This window comes from Bradyrhizobium aeschynomenes (assembly GCF_013178945.1).
Taxonomy (GTDB): Bacteria; Pseudomonadota; Alphaproteobacteria; order Rhizobiales; family Xanthobacteraceae; genus Bradyrhizobium; species Bradyrhizobium aeschynomenes.
In genome coordinates this window covers 447317-466900 of the sequence record NZ_JABFDM010000007.1, presented here as the reverse complement: position 1 = coordinate 466900, position 19584 = coordinate 447317, and the positions used below count along the sequence as shown (strand labels likewise).

The following is a 19584-nucleotide window of genomic DNA, read 5'->3' as shown; positions in this document are numbered from 1 at the left end:
CCCGAGACCCGCAAGGACTCCGCCGTCCACGTTTCTCTTTCTTCATCTTCACTTGTCAAACAGCCCGGGACCTCAGTCCCACCCTCTCTCGGAGGGGTTTGCACCTTCATTCGACGGCGATGGGCAACCGGGTTCTACCGGTTGTGCACCACTCAACGAAGTGAGGAGCAGTATTGGCGCGAATGCTCGCCTCGGTGTGTCCCGAAGCGGCGCCGCGCTCAGTGATCGGGTGTATAGGGGGAGCCGATCGGGGTGTCAACGACCATTTTCATGAAATCGTCGCATCGGGTGATTTTTTTCCGTGTCGCTACGGAAGCCCGATTTCTTGCGGACATCGTGCCCCACTTGGGCCACAATCCTGCGACGATTTGTTAAGCATCGACCTGGGTTGATTTGGGTCCAGCGGGGACGCCATCGATTCAAGGATGATCCAGATCAAGGAAATGGCGAGCCCTTCGCCTGACTCAGACGACCGAGACGACATCGAGAGATCCTGAAGAACAATAGCGGTTTGCGGCGTCCGGTCTCCTGGCCCAGATGTCTCGAACCGTCAGAAGCGCGCCATCATTCCGAGCCGTTTATCCTGGACGGTACGCCAACCGGCAGCTGAGTGATCTCGGTGCTGACTTTGAACTTGGGGGACGAAGGTTGAACCATCGGACGTCACGCGGGGGGATGGGGCGCGAGATCGGCATGATCGATCTCGGGCATGAGCCGCCGCTATCGGTCGATGGCTCCGAGGCCGCGGTGATCGACCGCCGCCGCGTCTCCGTTCAATGGTTCTCAGGCACGATTCTGACGGGTCTCTGCGGCGCAGCCCTGATCGGCGGCGCCGTTTTCGCATCGCTCGACGGAGAATTGACCTTCGCGCGCATGCCGGAGCGGATGGAGAGCGCGCTGCGCGGCGCGTTTGGCGCCAATGACCGTGTCGCCACATTGCGCAAGAGCGACCGCCTGCCGCCGCCGAGCGAAGCGGCCGCCGCACGCAATGTCGTGCGTGTCTCGACCGTGACCCGCGCCGGAACGCGCGAAGTGATCCGTGTCCGTCCCTATGTGCGAATCTCGGGCAATCTCTCGATGACCACAAGCGATCTGTCGTCGAAGATTCCGCCGTTCAACGCACAACGCCTGCTCACCGATACCGACAACGACAAGGCGGGGTCCGGCGAGGATCCCAACAATCCCGCGGCCGTCGAGCCCGACGCCGAGGTGTCCTTCGTCACCAAGGATCTCGCGACCGTGCTGCCGAAGGCGAAGATCGCGGCCTCGGTGGCGCTCGACGAGATCGTCATGCGGGTGCGCGACGCGGCGAACTGGCGCGGCAACAATGGCGGCGTGCGCTATGCGTCGCTCGCCAACGCTGCGGCCGACGCTGCCGGCGCGCAAGGCGGCGATCTGAAGCTGTCCTATGCCAATGACGGCAGCTCGCCCGATCCCTATGCCGGCTTCGAGACCCGCGTGGTGCCGGAAAACGTGACCCTGCTGCCCAAGACCAAGGACCAGATCACCGGCGGCAACCCGCTCGGCGAGCGCGTCCATCTGGTCAAGAAGGGCGACACCGTCGCCTCGATCCTGCGCGACCAGGGCGCGACGCCCGACGAGGCCAAGGCGATCGCCGCCCAACTCGGCGCCCGCGGCCGCGATGGCGGCCTGAAGGAAGGCGAGAAGCTGCGCATCCTGATGGCGCCGGCGAGCCCCGCCCCCGGCGCCCGGCTGCAGCCGGTTCGGGTCATTGTCGCCAACGACAGCATGATCGAAGCAGTCGCCGCGCTGTCGGACCTCGGTAGATACGTCGCGGTCGACGTGCAGAGCATGAATACGGTCACCGAGACCGCCGACAACACCAACGACGACGAGGATGACGGCACCGGCGTCCGCCTCTACCAGAGCATCTACGAGACGGCGATGCGCAACAAGGTGCCGACGCCGGTCATCGACGACATGATCCGGATCTACTCCTACGACGTCGATTTCCAGCGCAAGGTGCAGCCGGGCGACTCGTTCGACGTGTTCTATGCCGGCGACGACGACGACAAGCCGGGCAACAACGACAAGAGCGAGGTGCTGTTCGCCTCGCTGACGGTCGGCGGCGAGACCAAGAAATACTACCGGTTCCAGACCCCCGACGACAGCGTCGTCGACTACTATGACGAGACCGGCAAGAGCGCGAAGAAGTTCCTGGTCCGCAAGCCCGTCAACAACGCCATCATGCGCTCCGGCTTCGGCGGCCGCCGCCATCCGATCCTCGGCTATGTGAAGATGCACACCGGCGTCGACTGGGCCACCGCCTACGGTACGCCCATTTTTGCCTCCGGCAACGGCGTGCTCGAGAAGGTCGGCACCGAAGGCGGCTACGGCAAGTACATCCGCATCAAGCACAATAACGGCTATGAGACGGCCTATGGCCATTTGTCCGCCTTCGCCAAGGGCATGGAGCCCGGCAAGCGCGTCCGTCAGGGCCAGGTCATCGGCTTCGTGGGGTCCACCGGCATGTCGACCGGCCCGCACGTGCACTACGAGATCCTCGTCAACGGCCGCTTCGTCGACCCGATGCGCGTGAAGCTGCCGCGCGGCCGGTCGCTCGAAGGCCAGATCATGGCCGGTTTCGAGAAGGAGCGCGACCGCGTCGACCAGATGATGGTCGGCCGCGGCAACGGCGCCTCGCGCATGTCGGATGCCGGCCCGATCCAGGTGAGCCGGTAAGCGAGACGGTCACGTCCAAGCGACAGGTGAGAATGAAAACGGCCCCCGCTGATCGCTCAGCGAGGGCCACATTCGTTTGAAAACGGCCGGGATCAGTTCAGCTTGCGCTTTGGGATCGGCGCCTCGAACGTCGCGATCTCGGCGGTGCGATGCGCCTTGCCATTGAAGGTCAGCACGTTGCCTTCCGAGGAGATGGCGACCTTGTCGCCGTCCTTGATGTCGCCGGCGAGGATCATCTCGGCGAGCGGATCCTGCACGCTGCGCTGGATCACCCGCTTCAGCGGACGCGCGCCATAGGCCGGGTCCCAGCCCTTGGCGGCGAGCCAGTCGCGCGCATCGCCATCCAGCGACAGCGTGATCTTGCGCTCCTCCAGCAGCTTCTGGAGCCGCGAGAACTGGATCTCGACGATCCGGCCCATCTCGCTCTTCTGCAGGCGGTGGAACAGGATGATCTCGTCGACGCGGTTGAGGAACTCGGGCCGGAAATGCCCGCGGACCGTGCCCATCACCAGCTCACGCACCTCGGACGTATCCTCGCCCTCCGGCTGATTGACCAGGAACTCGGAGCCGAGATTTGACGTCATGATGATCAGCGTGTTGCGGAAGTCGACGGTGCGGCCCTGGCCGTCGGTCAGGCGGCCGTCGTCGAGCACCTGCAGCAGCACGTTGAACACATCCGGATGCGCCTTCTCGATCTCGTCGAACAGGACGACCTGGTACGGCCGGCGGCGCACGGCCTCGGTCAGCGCCCCGCCCTCGTCATAGCCGACATAGCCGGGAGGTGCGCCGATCAGCCGCGACACCGAGTGCTTCTCCATGTACTCGGACATGTCGAGCCGGACCATCGCGGTCTCGTCGTTGAACAGGTACTCGGCGAGCGCCTTGGTCAGCTCGGTCTTGCCGACGCCGGTGGGGCCCAGGAACATGAACGAGCCCATCGGCCGGTTCGGGTCCTGCAGGCCGGCACGCGAGCGCCGCACGGCGGTGGCGACCGCATGCACGGCCTCGAACTGGCCGACGACGCGCTTGCCGAGGCTGTCCTCCATCCGCAAGAGCTTGTCCTTCTCGCCCTCGAGCATCTTGTCCACGGGAACGCCGGTCCAGCGCGAGACCACCTGCGCGATGTGGTTGGCGGTGACCGCCTCCTCCATCATCTCGCCGCTCGTCTCCTTGGCCTCGATGTCGGCCAGCCGCTTCTCGAGATCGGGGATGCGGCCATAGGCCAGCTCGCCCGCCTTCTGGTACTCGCCGCGGCGCTGCGCATTGGCGAGTTCGATGCGCAGGCCATCCAGCTCGCTCTTCAGCTTCTGCGCATTCGACAGCTTGTCCTTTTCGGCGCTCCACTTCGCGGTCAGCGACGCCGACTTCTCCTCGAGGTCGGCAAGCTCCTTCTCCAGCGCCTGCAGCCGCGTCTTGGAGCCGAGATCGCTCTCCTTCTTCAAGGCCTCCTGCTCGATCTTGAGCCGGATGATCTCGCGGTCGAGCGAGTCGAGCTCCTCGGGCTTGCTGTCGACCTGCATCTTCAGCCGCGCCGCCGCCTCGTCCATCAGATCGATGGCCTTATCGGGCAGGAAGCGGTCGGTGATGTAGCGGTTCGACAAGGTGGCGGAGGCCACCAGCGCGGAATCGGTGATGCGCACGCCGTGATGCTGCTCGTATTTGTCCTTCAGGCCGCGCAGGATCGAGATGGTGTCCTCGACGGTGGGCTCGGTGACGTAGACCGGCTGGAAACGACGGGCCAGCGCGGCGTCCTTCTCGACATGCTTCTGATACTCGTCGAGCGTGGTCGCGCCGATGCAGTGCAGCTCGCCGCGCGCCAGCGCGGGCTTCAAGAGGTTCGACGCATCCATCGCGCCGTCGGCCTTGCCGGCGCCGATCAGGGTATGCATCTCGTCGATGAACAGCACGAAGGTGCCTTCGGCAGACGTGACCTCCTGCAGCACGGCCTTCAGCCGCTCCTCGAACTCGCCGCGATATTTCGCACCCGCGATCAGTGCGCCCAGATCGAGCGACAGCAGCCGCTTGTCCTTCAGGCTCTCCGGCACGTCGCCATTGACGATGCGCAGCGCGAGGCCCTCGACGATCGCGGTCTTGCCGACGCCGGGCTCGCCGATCAGCACGGGATTGTTCTTGGTCCGCCGCGACAGAACCTGGATCGTGCGGCGGATCTCCTCGTCGCGGCCGATCACCGGATCGAGCTTGCCGTCGCGCGCCGCCTGGGTCAGGTCGCGGGCATATTTCTTCAGCGCATCATAGGCGTTCTCGGCGGTCGCCGAGTCGGCCGTGCGTCCCTTGCGCAAGGATGCGATCGCCGCGTTGAGGTTCTGCGCGGTGACGCCGCCCTTGGCGAGAATGCTTCCGGTTTCGCTCTTCGCATCGAGCGTCAGCCCGAGCAGCAGCCGCTCGACGGTGACGAAACTGTCGCCGGCCTTCTCGGCCGCCTTCTCCGCCGCGTCGAAAGCGCGCGCCAGTTCGGGCGAGAGATAGATCTGCCCGGCGCCGCTGCCCGAGACTTTCGGCAGCTTGCCGAGCGCATCCTCGGTCGCCTTGAGGATCGCGCGTGAATTGCCGCCGGCGCGATCGATCAGACCGCCTGCGAGTCCCTCGCCGTCGTCGAGCAGAACTTTGAGAAGATGCAGCGGCGAAAACTGCTGATGGCCGTCGCGCACCGCCAGAGATTGCGCCGATTGGATGAAGCCCCGCGCGCGCTCGGTATATTTGTCGATATTCATGATGTTTCCCTCAGCCTGCTGTGACGCCCCGAAGGCACGGTTCCAGCATCTTCATTGGGTTTCGGTCTGCGCATGTTGACGTCCGTCAACGCCGCGCCAATCCACGTCGCCGGCCTGCGCCCGGCTTGAGAAGAAATGTGGGAAGGCGGCCCGAAAACGGAAGGGGCTGCTTCACAAATTCGTGTGCCCTGGCCGCGGCGACGGGAATCTCCTATGACCCCGCCATGAGCCAGACTTCTCCTGCCCGCATCGCCGGCCTGTACCGCTATCCCGTCAAGGGCCTTACTCCGGAACCACTGCAGAAAGCTCCGTTGCGGGTCGGGCAAACGCTGCCGGCCGATCGCCGCTACGCGCTGGAGAACGGCCCGACCGGCTTCGACCCGGAGGCCCCGGTATGGAAGCCGAAGACGGCGTATCTGATGCTGATGCGGAACGAGCGGCTGGCCGGCTTCAAGACGCTGTTCGAGGACGCGACCAACGTCCTCACCATCCGCAAGGACGGCGCCATCGTCGCGCAGGGCGATCTCGAAAGCCCGGAGGGGCGCGCCGCCATCGAGCGCTTCTTCGCGACCGAGTTCGCCGGCGAATTGCGCGGTCCGCCGAGACTGCTGTCGGGCGGCGGCTACAGCTTCACGGATCTGGCCCGCAAGGTGGTCTCGATCATCAACCTCGCCTCGATCGCCGAGATCGAGCAACTGGTGGGCGCGACCGTGCACCCGCTGCGCTTCCGCGCCAACATCTACGTCACCGGCTGGCCGGCCTGGTACGAGGCCACGCTGATGGGCGAGACCTTGCGCATCGGCGCGGCACGTCTGAAGGTCGTCAAGACCACCACCCGCTGCGCCGCCGTCAACGTCGATCCCGACACCGCGGCGCGCGACCTCGACATCCCGCCCGCGCTGATGCAGGCCCGCGGCAACAATGAATGCGGCATCTACGCCGAGGTGATCGAAGCCGGCGACATCGCCGTGGGCGATGATCTCGCGGTGGAGCAGCCGCGGCTGGTGTGAGGCCTCAGTCTCTCAGCGTCATCTGAAGAGCCGAAGGCGACGAAGCAATCCAGACTGTCCATGTGGCCCTGGATTGCTTCGCTGCGCTCGCAATGACGCCGTTGTTGGAGCCGATCTCTCACCACGATCGCGGTGCGCTCCCTCGCCCCGTTCTTACGGGGAGAGGGTTGGGGTGAGGGGCAGCCGCACGGGCGGTGCCGCCCTCGTCCAGAACGCCGGACCTATCAGTTCGGCATCACATACGCATACACGCGGCCGCGCGACACCGCGGTCTCGCGGACGCGGCCGCCATTGTTGCCGGAGATGACGATCGGATTGCCCTGGGCATCGACGCCCGAGACCACGCCGACGTGACCGCCGCCGCGGCGGCTCATGACTGCGATGGCGCCGACCTGCGGGCCGGAGACGCGCTGGCCATAGCTCGCGAAGGAGCGCGCCATGTCGGAGCCGGTACCGCGATGGCCGGTGCGCTCCAGCACCATGTTCATGAAGCGCGCGCACCACAGGCTGCGCCGGCCAGTGGGATTGCCGCCGCCGATGAAGCTGCGCGCCGCAGAGACGACCGTGCTGCCGCCGAAGCCTCCTGACGACGCCATGCCGTCGGACGCCGAGCCAGGCATCATGAGGCTGGCCTGCGCGTCGGCGACGCCGGTGACCTGCATCCGCGCCACGCCGCGCTCCCAGCGCGACAGCCGGGCGGCGGAACGACGGTGGTGATGATGCCGAGCGTAGTGATGGCCGCCGTGGCTGCGGTGGGCATGATGCCCGGAGCCGTGATGCGGACGGGCCGAAGCCGGTGTTGCGGTGGCGGCAATCACTGCCGAGCACATGGTCAGCGCAACGATGTGAAGCGACCGGCGAAGGGTAGACACAACCATACTCAATCCTTCTGTTACTTCCCCCAGTACCCTGACTTGGCACCCCCTGGTCCTCAGCGCGGCCCCTCTGCAAGCCGCCAGCGGGGTCCGTAAAAAGTCGCCGTGTGACCAAACCATGACGATTGGCGGCGAAAAACCGGCGACGAGGGGGTGATTCCGGGCTTATTCTGCGGCCAAAATCAGGCGGCTGGACCACCGATTGTCGCGCCTCGCGCGATCAGTCATGCTCCGGCACGCGACACGGGAGGAGCTGAGAATGCCCCATGCAACGGCGAAAGACGGCGTTCGCCTCTATTTTGAAGAGGCCGGAGCGGGCACGCCGCTGCTCTTCCTGCACGAGTTCGCCGCCGACCACACCAATTGGGAGCCGCAGCTGCGCTACCTCGCACGCCGCCATCGCTGCATCGCCTACTCGGCCCGCGGCTATACGCCCTCGGACGTGCCGCCATCGCCCGACCTCTACAGCTACGTGCACTTCACCACCGACGCGCTGGCCGTGCTCGATCACCTCGGCATCGACCGCGCGCATTTCGTCGGCCTGTCGATGGGCTCCTACTCGTCGCTGCAGGTGGCTCTGAACGCGCCTGATCGCATCCGCTCCATGGTGCTGGCCGGGGTCGGCTCCGGCTCGGACCTCGCGCAGCTCGAAGCCTTCCGCGCCCAGTGCCGCGCCACCGCCGAGCAGTTCGAGACGCTCGGCTCAGCCGAGACCGCCAAGGTGACGCGCGAAGCCCCCGGCCGCATCCCTTTCCTGGTCAAGGACCCGCGCGGCCACGCCGACTTCTACGCCGCGCTGGCCCGCCACGACGCCAAGGGCTCGGCCAACACGATGCGCGGCTTTCAAGGCGGCAGGCCCTCGATCTACACCATGGCCGACGCCATCCGCCGCGTGCAGACCCCCGCTTTGATCATCTGCGGCGACGAGGACGACGCCTGCATCGAGCCCAGCCTGTTCCTGAAGCGGCATCTGCCGGCCTCGGGGCTGATGGTCTTCCCGAAGTCGGGGCATGTGCTGAACCTGGAGGAGCCGGCGCTGTTCAACGAGGCCGTCGAGCGCTTCATCGCCCTGGTGGAGGCCGGCCGGTGGGGACAGCGCGATCCGAGATCGATGGCGGGATGACGAGATGGCTGTGGCTCTTCGCGTTCTGCGACAAACAAGTGACGGCTGCTGAAGCGTGATGCGATTGCTGCGTTTCCTGTTTTCATTCGACGGGCGGGTCAGCCGATCAGCGTACTGGCTCGGCCTCGTCCTGCCGCTCGCATTCGCGTTCTTTGTGGTGGTCGCCGTTGTGCCGCCGCTCGCATTCAATAATGCCGTGCTCGGCTTGTCTCTCCTGGCCTTGTGGCCAACTCTGGCGATCGGCGCGAAGCGTTGCCACGACCGCGGTCGCTCGGGTTGGTATCAACTGGTCGGCCTGATACCCTTCGTTGGACAGATCACGCTGTTCATCGAGCTGGGCTTCCTCCGTGGGACTGACGGGCCGAACCGCTTTATCGCTGCGCGCGGCGTGTCCAGCGGGCTATCGTGACTCGCCGCGCGCCGAAGTGCTCCCGATATCCATGACGATCTCTCCTGCCTCGCCTTGACGAGCCTCAAATCGCCGCCTCCACCAATCGCTGCCGCAGCAGCGGCACGACGAAATCGACGAAGGCGCGCAGCTTCAGCGGCAACCGGGTCTGGCCGTCATAGACGAGATGCACCGGACGCGGCGCCGGCTCGAAGGCGTCGAGCACGAGCTGAAGCCGGCCGCTGCGGACGTGGTCCACGACCTGATAGGACAGCGCCCGCACCAGCCCTGCCCCCGACAGGCCGGCTTCGATCGCCGCATCGATCGTGTTGACGCCGAGCCGCGCGCGAAAGCCGGCGGCGATCTCGGCGCCGTCGACCTCGAACCGCCAGGTGCCGGGCACCGACACGCTCTGGAACGAGATCACGCTGTGCCGTGCCAGATCGTCCGGCCGCACCGGGCGGCCGTTGGCGGCGAGATAATCCGGGCTGGCGCAGATCACATGGCGAACGCTGCCGAGCCGGGTAGCGATCAGGCTGGAATCCGGCAGCTGCCCGATGCGCAGCGCCACGTCGACCTGGTCGTCGAGAAAGTGCGCGACACGATCGGTCATGACGAGATCGACTGCAACATCCGGATAGGCCGCAAGGAAGCGCGTTACGACAGGCAGCGCATGCAGCCGGCCGAACATGATCGGCGCCGTTACGACCAGATCGCCCTTGGGCTCGGAATATTCACCGCTCGCGGCGCGCTCGGCTTCCGCGACCTGCTCCAGGATCACGCGCGCCGCCGCGACATAGGATCGCCCCGCTGGCGTCAGCTCCAGCCCCTTGGCCGAGCGGATCAAGAGCGAGGCTTTCAGATGCGCCTCGAGCTCGGCGACCTTACGACTGACGGTCGCCAGCGGCAGCCCAAGCGCCCGGCCGGCCTTCGACAGGCTGCCGGCATCAGCGGCAGCGAGAAGCACGGACATCGCATCCAGGCGATCCAAGCAGAACCCTTCCAAATTTCGAGAGGCAACTTCCCAATCCTATCGGCTGCCGCCGATTTTTGGAAGGCATACAAGTCCGTACCACACGGCCAACGACCCCGCCTTCCGAGAGACCAGGAGACCCTCATGACCACCACGACCCGCTACCGCAGCGCGACCGTTCACGGCCGCAAGGTGTTCTACCGCGAGGCCGGCGATCCCACCGCGCCGACCATCCTGCTACTGCACGGCCTGCCGACCAGCAGCCAGATGTTTCGTGACCTGATCCCCGCGCTGGCCGACCGCTTCCACCTGGTCGCGCCCGACTACATCGGCTTCGGCCATTCCGACGCGCCCGATCGCGGCGAATTCGCCTATACCTTCGACAATCTCGCCGCCCATGTCGAAGGCCTCGTCGACGTGCTCGGCCTCGAATCGTACATCCTCTACATGCAGGACTATGGCGGGCCGGTCGGCTTCCGCCTGTTCACCCAGCGACCCGAGCGCGTGAAGGGCTTCATCCTGCAAAACACCAACGCTTACATGGAGGGGGTCGGCGACGCGCCGAAGAAGGTGCTGCTGCCGCTGTGGGAGAAGCGCACGCCTGAGACCGAGGCGCCGGCGCGTGAGTTGCTCAGCCTCGACGGCACCAAATTCCAGTGGCTCGTAGGCGCGAGGGATCCCGAGGCCGTCAATCCCGACAACTGGATCTTCGACCAGGCCCTGCTCGACCGTCCGGGCACTCAGGACTATCAGCTCGATCTCCTGGAGAACTACAAGACCAACGTCGCGTTATATCCGCAGTGGCAGGCGGCGTTCCGCATCCGCAAGCCGAAGACGCTGATCATCTGGGGCCAGCACGATCCGTTCTTCATCCCGCCCGGTGCCCGCGCCTATCTCAACGACCTCTCCGACGTGAAGCTGGTCTGGCTCGACGCCGGCCACTTCGTGCTCGACGAGAACACGCCAAAGGTCGCCACAGAGATTAAGGCGGTGTTCGCCGGATAGGCGGCGCCGGCGTCGACGTCATACGACATGTCGGCAGACGACACGCGCCGTCTCAAGCTGGACGCCCGCCTGCGCCGACATGACAGCGGAGGTTGTCACCACCCTCCTCCGTCATCGCGAGCGCCAGCGAAACGATCCAGGGGCGACACGGAAAGACTTCACGCGTCGCCCGTGGATTGCGTCGTCGCTTGCGCTCCTCGCAATGACGGCCGTGGCGAAGCCGGCCGCACCACCACAGCTGTCATCGCCCGGCTTGACCGGGCGATCCAGTATTCCGAGATCGCCGTATGTCCCCGAGAGGCCGCGGCGTACTGGATGCCCGCCTGCGCGGGCATGACAGCGGAGGCTGTCGTCGCCGCCCTCCGTCATCGCGAGCGCCAGCGAAGCGATCCAGGGGCCACACGGAAGGACTTTACGCGTAACCCCTGGATTGCTTCGTCGCTTCGCTCCTCGCAATGACGACCGGGGCTCATGACATCACCCTACTCGCCGATGATCTTGATCAGCGCCCGCTTGCGGCGGCCGCCGTCGAATTCGCCGTAGAAGATCTGCTCCCACGGGCCGCAGTCGAGCTTGCCTTGCGTGATCGCCACCACGACCTCGCGGCCCATGATCTGCCGCTTCATATGGGCGTCCGCATTGTCCTCGCCGGTGCGGTTGTGGCGATAGCCCGAAACCGGCTCGTGCGGCGCCAGCTTCTCCAGCCACTGCTCATAGTCGTGATGCAGCCCGCTCTCATCGTCATTGATGAAGACGGAGGCGGTAATGTGCATGGCGTTGACCAGGACGAGTCCTTCGCGCACGCCGCTCTCCCGGAGCGCCGTTTCGACCTCACCAGTGATGTTGATGAAGGCGCGCCGGCCGGGGATGTCGAACCACAGCTCCTTGCGGAAGGATTTCATGAGCGCGTCTCTCCAAGATTGCCGAGGCCGCTGTCGAAGCCATATGTTACTGCGTTGCGAATGCTAAGAATCCGCTCGTCCTTTTATCCCACAATATCGTATGTGGCACATCGTGTGTGGCACTTGGCGGAAATGGCGTCGGATCGACAGAGTGAATTCGAAACAGAGTGAATTCGAAATTGGAGCCGCCCGATGATCAAAGGGAGCTGCCTCTGCGGAGGCATCCGATTCGAGATTGATACCGTTCGCGCTCTGACCCACTGCCATTGCAGCAACTGCCGCAAGCTGAGCGGAGCGGCCTTCGCCAGTTATGTTCACGTCGATGTCGACAAATTCCGGCTGCTATCCGGTGAGGAGCTCATGCAGCAGTTTGAGTCAGCGCCGGGCAGCCTTCGATTCTTTTGCCGCGTTTGCGGTGCGGCGGCGCCCGGCAGGGCTCCTTATCTTCCCACGGTCAGCATTCCCGCCGGACTGCTCGATGACGATCCCGGCGTCCGACCCAAGCTGCATGTGTTCGCTGGCTCCAAGGCGCCTTGGTGGGACATCACGGACGGGCTGCCTCAACACGAAAAGTGGGTGCCCGGATTCGGCCCCAAATCCGAGACGTGATTGTCCTTTGCGCTCTGCGCGCCGCGCCAGACCATCTTTCCGGTCTCTCCAAGCCTTCGTTCTAAGGACGCGACGCCGCAGTTCTGCACGACGGGCAATTCCCGCAGGCGCGCCATGCACAAACTGCCCGTCGTGTTAGTTTGTCGCATGATCGACACTTGCACCGTCGGGCAAATCAAGCGCAGATTTCCGGCCGTCCCGCCTCGCAGCAAGAGGGCGTATCGCGGTCGTCACGAACGCTGAGGCGGGATGCGGTGGGCGTGTCGGGTTGCGCGTGAGTTCGCTTGCGCGGACGAACAATTTCGGCACGCACGGTCAAGTCGCGCGGTCCTGATCCTCCGACGCTAGGATCAAGTTGGCGATGAATGTCGCAGACGATGGTGGCCAGAAAGCCCGGCGCACCAGGGAGAACGCGAAGCAGCCGTACAACCATCGCGCAGGGAAGGCCGGGTGTTCCGGCTCGTACCTGTGGTACCTGCCGCCTGCATTTTTCTCGCAGGCGGGCCATGGGTGCGGCCAGCATCCGGCCTTCCCTGCGCCTCTTCTATCGGAGGCGATGACTGACGCAGAGCTCGGGCGCGGATGCGCTGCGAGGCGGTGATCCATGCCGCCAGCAAGTCGAGGTGTGGAGCGCGACTATGACCTTGCTCGCAAAACAAAGATCGCAGCTTTGTCCATTGCTGTCATCGTCCGCGCAGGCGGATGATCCAGTACGCCGCGGCCTCTCGGCTCAAGCGCTGCCGTCTCTGGAATACTGGATCGCCCGGTCAAGCCCGGCGATGACGGCGGAGTGAATGGCACAAGTGATTTCGTCGGGGCCGGGATGAACACCGCCGGGAGCGTCATGCGAACGACGGCAACACCCCTACCGCCCCTTCTCCGCCCTGCTCAGCAGGAACACGCCCTGCTCGCCGAACATGTTCCAGAACCACCAGGGCATGGCGACACGCAAGGGGCGGGCGTAGGCGTCGAGCGCCACCGCGCGTTCCATCTTCACGCCGATCTCGTCGCAGAGCTGCACGAAGTCCTTGATGGTGCAGAAATGGATGTTAGGCGTGTCGTACCAGGTGAAGGGCAGATTGTCCGTGCGCGGCATGTGGCCGCCGACCAGCAGTTGCAGCCGCAGCCGCCAGAAGCCGAAATTCGGAAACGTCACGATGGCGCGGCGGCCAATGCGCAGCAGATTCTCCAGCACGACCTTGGGCTGGCGCGTCGCCTGCAGCGTCTGCGACAGGATCACATAGTCGAACGCATCGTCGGGATAATCGATCAGATCCGTGTCGGCATCGCCCTGCACCACCGCGAGCCCCTTGGCGACGCAATGGTTGACGCCCTCGCGCGACAGCTCGATGCCGCGGCCGTCGATGCCGCGGCTCTCCAGCAGCTGCAGCAGGTCGCCGTCGCCGCAGCCGATGTCGAGCACCTTGGAGCCGCGCTCGACCATGCCGGCGACCAGCAGATGATCGGGCCGATAGGCCAGCACCTCGCCACCGGAAAAGCCGTTCAACGGCAGCACACCCTGCAAGCTCATGACTTAGCCTCCATTCGGCGCCTTGAGGCCGCGCGCCTTGCCGGCGGATTCGAGAAAGGCGCCGGCGATGTCGATGAACTCGGGCACGTCGAGCAGGAACGCGTCGTGCCCCTTGTCGGTCTCGATCTCGGCGAACGACACCCGTGCGCTGGAGGCGTTGAGCGCGTGCACCAGGGCACGCGATTCCGAGGTCGGAAACAGCCAGTCGCTGGTGAACGACACCACGCAGAAGCGGGTCTGGATGCCGCGGAACGCCGCCGCCAGCACGCCGTCATGGTCGGCGGCGATGTCGAAATAATCCATCGCGCGCGTCAGGTAGAGATAGGAATTGGCGTCGAAGCGCTCGACGAAGGACGAGCCCTGGTAGCGCAGATAGCTCTCGACCTGGAAGTCGGCGTCGAACGAGAAGGTCGGCAGCTCGCGGTCCTGCATGCGGCGGCCGAACTTGCGATGCAGCGCCGCGTCCGACAGATAGGTGATGTGCGCGGCCATCCGCGCCACCGCGAGGCCGCGATGCGGATGGACGCCCTTGTCGCCGTAGCGGCCATGGTCCCAGTCGGGATCGGCCATGACCGCCTGGCGGCCGAGCTCGTGGAAGGCGATGTTCTGCGCCGAGTGCCGCGTCGCGCAGGCGATCGCGAGATTGGCGAACACACGCGCCGGATAGGCCACCGTCCATTGCAGCGCCTGCATGCCGCCCATCGAGCCGCCGACCACCGCGAACAGCGTATCGATGCCGAGATGGTCGATCAGCATCGCCTGCGCCCGCACCATGTCGGGGATGGTGATGATCGGGAAATCGAGCCCCCACACCTTGCCGGTCGCGGGGTTCATCGAGGCCGGCCCTGTCGAGCCCATGCAGCCGCCGATCACGTTCGAGCAGATGATGAAGTAGCGACTGGGGTCGAGCGGCCGTCCCTGGCCGACCAGCGTCTCCCACCAGCCGGGCTTGCCGGTGACCGGATGACGGTTGGCGACGTGCTGGTCGCCGGTCAGCGCGTGGCAGACCAGCACCGCGTTGGACTTGTCGGCGTTGAGCTCGCCATAGGTCTGGTAGGCGATCTGGAACGGCGCGAGGTCGACGCCGCAATCGAGCTTGAGCGGCTTGTCGGCGCCGAACTGCGCGACCAGCGAGCTCGGATGGTCGACCTCGTGCGAACGCTCTTCCGGCGCAACCGTGCGCAATGCGGAGGTGGATTTCGGCGTCAGGCCTGTCATGTCTCTCACCCCGGCCATTCCGCCGGAGCTCCCGAACCACGTGACATATCAGGCCATGAAAAACCCGGCCTGAACTGGGGTTCGGCCGGGATCGATAACGTCCCCGGCCTGTTTAGCGAGTTTTTTAACGTGGCTGCAAGCCGGCCGGCTCAAATGACCACGGAACGAGCAGAAACTAGTCCCGCGGGCGCTCCTCGTCAAGGCAAGCTGGGGTTGACCGCCGCTCGGGCTTTCCACGGCTGCAGGCCAGCCAAGCCTAGCCAGCACAAGGTAAACTTGCTGTTGCGCAGGCACGGCGCATCGGAGAGAACGGCATCCGTTCCCTGTGGCCGCGCGTTTCCCCGTGGCCTCGCGAAGAGTGACCTCAGCCATGTCGAACCCACCGCCTGCCCCGCCTTCGCTTGCCGATCTGCGCAAGGAGATCGACGCGATCGACGAGCAGGTGCATCACCTCCTGATGAACCGGGCCGACATCATCGACCGGCTGATCAAGGTCAAGAAGACCCAGGAGGTTGGCTCGGCGTTCCGCCCGGCGCGCGAGGCCGACATGATGCGCCGGCTGGTGCAGCGGCATCGCGGCATCCTGCCGCTCGACACGGTCGAGGGCATCTGGCGGGTGATCGTATCGACCTTCACCTATGTGCAGGCGCCGTTCTCGGTGCATGCCGACGTGTCGGTCGGCGAATCCGCAATGCGCGATTCCGCCCGGTTCCATTTCGGCTTCGTCGTGCCCTACGTTGCCCATTTCAGCGCCCAGGCCGCGGTCGAGGCGGTGGCGCGCTCGAAGGGCGATCTCGCGCTGGTGTCGACGACGTCGGGCCATACGCCCTGGTGGATCACGCTGGAGCCCACCGGCGCGCCGAAGATCATTGCGCGGCTGCCGTTCATCGAGCGCGCCGATCATCCGGCGGCGCTGCCGGTGTTCGCGGTGTCGCGTGTCGCCGACGATGCGCTGGTGCTGGAGGTCGAGACCTGGAGCATCCGCGTGTCCGGCTGGAACGCCCAGGTGTCGCGGGCGCTGTCGCCGCTCGCCGATGTCATCGCGGTGCCCGATACCGCCTTCGACGGCGCTGCGTTGCTGGTGTCGATCGAGGCGCCCGCGAACCTCGAAAAAATCAAGGCAGCCCTGATCGCGGCAGGCGCCTCGGTACGCTCCGCAGCCCTCGTCGGCGGCCACGCGAAACGCTATACGGTTCCCAGCTGAGGCCGCCTTGCGCCCCTCCCAAGACATTCTCCGGAGTTGACGATGTCCCGTCCCGTGCCGAACCCCGGCATTCTCGATATTGCGCCCTACACGCCCGGCAAGAGCCCGAAGCCGGAGCCCGGCCGCAAGGTCTTCAAGCTGTCGGCCAACGAGACCCCGTTCGGTCCGTCGCCCAAGGCGATCGAGGCGTTCAAGAGCGCGGCCGGTCATCTTGAGGATTATCCGGAAGGCACCTCGCGGGTGCTGCGCGAGGCGATCGGCCGCACCTACGGCCTCGACCCCGACCGCATCGTGTGCGGCGCCGGCTCCGACGAGATCCTCAACCTGCTGGCGCACACCTTCCTGCGCGAGGGCGACGAGGCGATCTCCAGCGCGCACGGCTTTCTGGTCTATCCGATCGCCACCATGGCCTGCGGCGCCAAGAGCGTGATTGCCGCCGAGAAGGAGTATCGCACCGATGTCGATGCGATCCTCGCCGCGGTGACGCCGCGCACCAAGCTGGTGTGGCTCGCCAATCCGAACAATCCGACCGGCACCTACATTCCGTTCGACGAGGTCAAGCGGCTGCGCGCCGGCCTGCCCTCGCATGTCGTGCTGGTGCTCGACGCCGCCTATGCCGACTACGTCTCGCGCAACGACTACGAGTTCGGCATCGAGCTGGTCGCGACGACCGAGAACACGGTGGTCACACACACCTTTTCCAAGATCCACGGCCTCGCCGCGCTGCGCGTCGGCTGGATGTTCGGCCCGGCGCACATCGTCGATGCGATCAATCGCATCCGCGGGCCGTTCAACGTCTCCTCGCCGGCGATGTTGGCCGCAGTGGCTGCGATCGAGGACACCGCGCATCAGCAGATGTCGAAGACGCACACCGAGACCTGGCGCAACCTGCTGACCGAGGAGATCGGCAAGCTCGGGCTGAAGGTCACGCCGAGCGTGACCAACTTCGTCCTGATCCACTTTCCGACGGAGAAGGGCAGGACCGCGGTCGAGGCCGACGAGTTCCTGACCCGTCGCGGCCTCGTGCTGCGCGCGCTCGCCAACTACAAGCTGCCGAACGCGCTGCGCATGACGATTGGTACCGAGGAAGCCAACCGTCTCGTGCTTGACGCCCTGCGTGAATTCATGGGGGCGAAGTGAGCGGTTCCGGGCGTTTCGAACGCGTCGCGCTGATCGGCTTCGGCCTGATCGGCGGCTCGATCGCGCGCGCGGCAAAGCTGCAGGGCGTGGCTGGCGAGATCGTCACCACGGCGCGCTCGGAGAAAACCCGCGCCCGCGTCACCGAGCTCGGCATCGTCGACCGCGTCGTCGCGAGCAACGCGGAGGCGGTGAAGGATGCAGATCTCGTCATCCTCTGCATTCCCGTCGGCGCCTGCGGCCCGGTCGCGGCAGAGATCGCGCCGCATCTGAAACCCGGTGCGGTCGTCTCCGATGTCGGCTCGGTGAAGGGCGCGATCGTCCGCGACATGGCCCCGCATCTGCCGGCGCATGTGCACTTCGTGCCGGCGCACCCGGTCGCGGGCACCGAAAATTCGGGTCCTGATTCCGGCTTCGCCGAGCTGTTCATCAACCGCTGGTGCATCCTGACGCCGCCCGACGGTGTCGACACCGGCGCGATCGATCGTCTTCGCGCGTTCTGGGCTGCACTCGGCGCCAAGGTCGAGATCATGACGCCGGATCATCACGACCGCGTGCTCGCGATCACCAGCCATCTGCCGCATCTGATCGCCTACACCATCGTCGGCACAGCGGATGAGCTGGCGCAGGTGACGGAATCCGAGGTGATCAAGTTCTCCGCCGGCGGCTTCCGCGATTTCACCCGCATCGCCGCGTCGGACCCGACGATGTGGCGCGACATTTTCCTGAGCAACAAGGATGCCGTGCTCGACATGCTCGGCACCTTCACCGAGGACCTGTCGAAGCTGACGCGCGCGATCCGCCGGGGGGATGGCGAGGCGCTGTTCGATCACTTCACCCGCACCCGGGCGATCCGCCGCGGCATCGTCGACATCGGCCAGGATTCGGCAGCGCCCGATTTCGGCCGGCCGCTGCCGCAGCTCAAGAAGCCCTGAGATCAGAACAGCGGAGGGACGCGGGCGACCTTGAACGGACCGAGTACGACGGCCCCGTCGGAGAAGCGCAACGGGAAGGTCCGCGCCTTGCGTCCCTCCAGCGTGGCCTCCTTGCCGAGCGCATTGATCCCGGCGGCGACACCGACATTGGCGTTCTGCTTGACCACCTTGCCGAGGCCGGGAATGGCGCGGTCGAGCGCCCCGATCAGGTTGCTGACGTCCTGCGACTTCACGCCCGGCGCGACGCGATCCAACGTCGCCTGCGGCACGCCGTTCTCCAGCATCTTGTCGAGACCGAGCGCCGGGATGACCTTTTCGATCCCCGCCACCGTCATCTGTACCTCGCCCTCGATCCCGCCATTGGCTGTGAGGGTGAGCGTGCCCGAGGCGACCGCGAGCAGTTCGCCCTGCTGGATGCGCGACTGGACGATCTCGACATGACCGCCGGCCGCCTGGATCTCGCGAAACCGCTCCGGCCAGGGTTTTGGGCGGAAATCCTTCAACCCCGTCACCCGGCCCTGGATATCCGCGCTGAACGGCTCGGCGAGCAGCGGATGGGCGCCCTGGATGCTGCCGCCCGCGATCTGCAGCGACGTCTCCAGCACCGGGTGGTCAGACGGCGTGCCCTCGGCGAACCGGCCGTGCAATTCGGCGTGATCGGCCCGCGCGGCAGGCACGGCGGCACTGCCCTCGATGCGCTCGACGGTCGGCTGCTCGAACACGAGATCGGCACGCTGAGGTGGCCCCGGCAGGCCGCGGACGCTGGCCTGCCCCACGCTCCAATTGACGGCATAGGACGCCGGCCCACGCCCGTCGGCGACGGTTGCGGGGCCCTTGAACTCCGCAATCACGCGCTTCGGATCCCAGACCTGCGCGACGACCAGGATTTCATCGAGCTTGGCATTCATCAGGGGGGTGCCGGCCGCCTGCGAGAACAAGGCGACGCTCGGGTCCGCACAGCGGACCTCGAGGCGGAACGGGAAACCGGCGACCGACCGCTTCGCGCAATCGTAGACGCGGCCGGCCTTCGCCTCGCGCGCGCGCCAAGCGTCGGCCTGGCCATCGACTTGCGAAGCGGCGAAGAACCAGAACGCGCTCCACGCGACGGCGGCGATCAGGAGCAGGACGGGGGCAAGAAACAGCCCCCAGAGCGGGCGCCTGCGGCGCGCTTGTGGCAAACGAGACATGCAGGACACCCTTTGGGCAGCAATTTTGGCAATTCCGCGATCACGGATTGTG

General features: G+C 65.8%; 16 protein-coding genes and 1 riboswitch. Of the genes, 9 read left to right on the top strand and 7 right to left on the bottom strand.

Annotation, left to right across the window (positions count from 1 at the left end; translation table 11 throughout):
• Window positions 1-648: 648 nt before the first annotated feature.
• Complete coding sequence (locus HL666_RS22510) at window positions 649-2703, top strand: M23 family metallopeptidase (protein WP_172115599.1); 2055 nt, start codon at window positions 649-651, stop codon at window positions 2701-2703.
• Between the two features lie 92 nt (window positions 2704-2795).
• Here HL666_RS22510 and clpB read toward each other — a convergent pair whose 3' ends face one another.
• Window positions 2796-5435, bottom strand: coding sequence for an ATP-dependent chaperone ClpB (gene clpB / locus HL666_RS22505; RefSeq protein ID WP_172183670.1), 2640 nt, complete (start codon window positions 5433-5435; stop codon window positions 2796-2798).
• A 224-nt stretch (window positions 5436-5659) separates the two neighbouring features.
• Between clpB and HL666_RS22500 the strand changes: the two genes are divergently transcribed.
• On the top strand, window positions 5660-6445 hold the full coding sequence (locus HL666_RS22500) for an MOSC domain-containing protein (RefSeq protein ID WP_172183668.1): 786 nt from the start codon (window positions 5660-5662) through the stop codon (window positions 6443-6445).
• A 224-nt stretch (window positions 6446-6669) separates the two neighbouring features.
• Here the strand turns inward: HL666_RS22500 and HL666_RS22495 are convergent, their stop codons facing one another.
• Window positions 6670-7323, bottom strand: a complete 654-nt coding sequence (locus HL666_RS22495) for a TIGR02594 family protein (protein ID WP_172115594.1) — start codon at window positions 7321-7323, stop codon at window positions 6670-6672.
• Window positions 7324-7579: 256 nt separating this feature from the next.
• On the opposite strand from HL666_RS22495, the gene HL666_RS22490 reads away from it, so the two are divergent.
• Both HL666_RS22490 and HL666_RS22485 read left to right on the top strand, forming a co-directional pair.
• Complete coding sequence (locus HL666_RS22490) at window positions 7580-8443, top strand: alpha/beta fold hydrolase (RefSeq protein ID WP_172115592.1); 864 nt, start codon at window positions 7580-7582, stop codon at window positions 8441-8443.
• A gap of 58 nt (window positions 8444-8501) precedes the next feature.
• Entirely contained in the window at window positions 8502-8852 is a 351-nt protein-coding gene (locus HL666_RS22485; protein ID WP_172183666.1) for a DUF805 domain-containing protein, read from the top strand.
• Window positions 8853-8916: 64 nt separating this feature from the next.
• Here HL666_RS22485 and HL666_RS22480 read toward each other — a convergent pair whose 3' ends face one another.
• The gene (locus HL666_RS22480) at window positions 8917-9822 is read right to left on the bottom strand and encodes a LysR family transcriptional regulator (protein WP_172115588.1); all 906 of its coding nucleotides are present in this window, start codon (window positions 9820-9822) and stop codon (window positions 8917-8919) included.
• A gap of 126 nt (window positions 9823-9948) precedes the next feature.
• On the opposite strand from HL666_RS22480, the gene HL666_RS22475 reads away from it, so the two are divergent.
• A complete protein-coding gene (locus HL666_RS22475; protein ID WP_172183664.1) occupies window positions 9949-10809 on the top strand; it encodes an alpha/beta fold hydrolase in 861 nt (286 codons plus the stop codon).
• 482 nt (window positions 10810-11291) lie between these two features.
• Here HL666_RS22475 and HL666_RS22470 read toward each other — a convergent pair whose 3' ends face one another.
• Window positions 11292-11711 (bottom strand): secondary thiamine-phosphate synthase enzyme YjbQ, encoded by a 420-nt coding sequence (locus HL666_RS22470; RefSeq protein ID WP_172111305.1) that lies wholly within the window; start codon window positions 11709-11711, stop codon window positions 11292-11294.
• A 192-nt stretch (window positions 11712-11903) separates the two neighbouring features.
• Here HL666_RS22470 and HL666_RS22465 point away from each other — a divergent pair, with 192 nt between their 5' ends.
• Entirely contained in the window at window positions 11904-12320 is a 417-nt protein-coding gene (locus tag HL666_RS22465) for a GFA family protein (protein WP_172183662.1), read from the top strand.
• Window positions 12321-13185: 865 nt separating this feature from the next.
• On the opposite strand, the gene metW is transcribed toward HL666_RS22465, so the two are convergent.
• Both metW and metX read right to left on the bottom strand, forming a co-directional pair.
• On the bottom strand, window positions 13186-13851 hold the full coding sequence (metW, locus tag HL666_RS22460; protein ID WP_172131129.1) for a methionine biosynthesis protein MetW: 666 nt from the start codon (window positions 13849-13851) through the stop codon (window positions 13186-13188).
• Window positions 13852-13854: 3 nt separating this feature from the next.
• A complete protein-coding gene (gene metX, locus HL666_RS22455) occupies window positions 13855-15069 on the bottom strand; it encodes a homoserine O-acetyltransferase MetX (protein ID WP_172131130.1) in 1215 nt (404 codons plus the stop codon).
• Window positions 15070-15160: 91 nt separating this feature from the next.
• Window positions 15161-15240: riboswitch (SAM riboswitch) on the bottom strand.
• Between the two features lie 199 nt (window positions 15241-15439).
• Here metX and HL666_RS22450 point away from each other — a divergent pair.
• From HL666_RS22450 to HL666_RS22440, 3 genes are read left to right on the top strand one after another with little or no spacing between them, the layout of a single operon-like run.
• The gene (locus HL666_RS22450) at window positions 15440-16273 is read left to right on the top strand and encodes a chorismate mutase (protein ID WP_172111309.1); all 834 of its coding nucleotides are present in this window, start codon (window positions 15440-15442) and stop codon (window positions 16271-16273) included.
• A 42-nt stretch (window positions 16274-16315) separates the two neighbouring features.
• The gene (hisC, locus tag HL666_RS22445) at window positions 16316-17413 is read left to right on the top strand and encodes a histidinol-phosphate transaminase (protein ID WP_172111310.1); all 1098 of its coding nucleotides are present in this window, start codon (window positions 16316-16318) and stop codon (window positions 17411-17413) included.
• The gene (locus HL666_RS22440) at window positions 17410-18345 is read left to right on the top strand and encodes a prephenate/arogenate dehydrogenase family protein (protein ID WP_172111311.1); all 936 of its coding nucleotides are present in this window, start codon (window positions 17410-17412) and stop codon (window positions 18343-18345) included. The genes hisC and HL666_RS22440 overlap by 4 nt, the downstream gene beginning before the upstream one ends.
• A 2-nt stretch (window positions 18346-18347) precedes the next feature.
• Here the strand turns inward: HL666_RS22440 and HL666_RS22435 are convergent, their stop codons facing one another.
• Complete coding sequence (locus HL666_RS22435; protein ID WP_172183660.1) at window positions 18348-19532, bottom strand: DUF2125 domain-containing protein; 1185 nt, start codon at window positions 19530-19532, stop codon at window positions 18348-18350.
• Window positions 19533-19584: the final 52 nt, after the last annotated feature.

Bases quoted from the DNA above. Each gene is read 5' to 3' on its own strand.
- clpB (WP_172183670.1), bottom strand. From the start codon at position 5,435: ATGAATATCGACAAATATACCGAGCGCGCGCGGGGCTTCATCCAATCG.
- HL666_RS22500 (WP_172183668.1), top strand. From the start codon at position 5,660: ATGAGCCAGACTTCTCCTGCCCGCATCGCCGGCCTGTACCGCTATCCC.
- HL666_RS22495 (WP_172115594.1), bottom strand. From the start codon at position 7,323: ATGGTTGTGTCTACCCTTCGCCGGTCGCTTCACATCGTTGCGCTGACC.
- HL666_RS22490 (WP_172115592.1), top strand. From the start codon at position 7,580: ATGCCCCATGCAACGGCGAAAGACGGCGTTCGCCTCTATTTTGAAGAG.
- HL666_RS22485 (WP_172183666.1), top strand. From the start codon at position 8,502: ATGCGATTGCTGCGTTTCCTGTTTTCATTCGACGGGCGGGTCAGCCGA.
- HL666_RS22475 (WP_172183664.1), top strand. From the start codon at position 9,949: ATGACCACCACGACCCGCTACCGCAGCGCGACCGTTCACGGCCGCAAG.
- HL666_RS22470 (WP_172111305.1), bottom strand. From the start codon at position 11,711: ATGAAATCCTTCCGCAAGGAGCTGTGGTTCGACATCCCCGGCCGGCGC.
- HL666_RS22465 (WP_172183662.1), top strand. From the start codon at position 11,904: ATGATCAAAGGGAGCTGCCTCTGCGGAGGCATCCGATTCGAGATTGAT.
- metW (WP_172131129.1), bottom strand. From the start codon at position 13,851: ATGAGCTTGCAGGGTGTGCTGCCGTTGAACGGCTTTTCCGGTGGCGAG.
- metX (WP_172131130.1), bottom strand. From the start codon at position 15,069: ATGACAGGCCTGACGCCGAAATCCACCTCCGCATTGCGCACGGTTGCG.
- HL666_RS22450 (WP_172111309.1), top strand. From the start codon at position 15,440: ATGTCGAACCCACCGCCTGCCCCGCCTTCGCTTGCCGATCTGCGCAAG.
- hisC (WP_172111310.1), top strand. From the start codon at position 16,316: ATGTCCCGTCCCGTGCCGAACCCCGGCATTCTCGATATTGCGCCCTAC.
- HL666_RS22435 (WP_172183660.1), bottom strand. From the start codon at position 19,532: ATGTCTCGTTTGCCACAAGCGCGCCGCAGGCGCCCGCTCTGGGGGCTG.